The sequence below is a fragment of the Mesorhizobium sp. M7A.F.Ca.ET.027.03.2.1 genome (assembly GCF_003999175.1).
Lineage (GTDB): Bacteria > Pseudomonadota > Alphaproteobacteria > Rhizobiales > Rhizobiaceae > Mesorhizobium.
On the sequence record NZ_RZOM01001837.1, the window covers coordinates 1 to 523 of the forward strand.

Consider the following 523-nt stretch of genomic DNA (forward strand, 5'->3'; position numbering starts at 1 on the left):
GTTCTATATCGTGCTCTCGGCCTGCCTGCAGGTTGGCTACACCTTGTTTCTCGTGGCCGCCTACAGATATGGCGAACTGGGGCAGGTCTATCCGATCGTTCGCGGCAGCGTGCCGCTGCTTGTCACGCTCGGCGGGTTCTTCCTGGCCAACCAGCAGCTCACTCTGCCGCAGACCGTCGGCGTCGCGCTGGTCGCGGGCGGCATCATGGGTCTTTCTCTTGGAAGGGGCAGGGCCGCCACGACATCGATATTCTATGCATTGGCAACGGGAGCGATCATCGCCGCCTATGCGACTGTCGATGCGCTCGGCGTTCGGGCGGCGGGAAATGCCGGCGCTTACACCGCATGGGTCCTGCTGATCTACGGCGCGTTGCTGCCGGCGGCCTTCGTCGCCTGCCGTGGCCGGCTCATTGTCGATCTGCGCGCGCCTGAAACCTGGAAGGCGCTGGGCGGAGGCCTGTTTGCACTTCTGGCCTACGGTGTCGTGGTCGCGGCCTTCGCGCTCGGACCAGCAGGTCCGATC

At 65.0% G+C, this 523-nt stretch carries 1 pseudogene; it reads left to right on the top strand.

Annotated elements, in window-relative coordinates:
* Positions 1-523: pseudogene (locus EN750_RS38365) on the top strand (EamA family transporter); the annotation flags it as partial.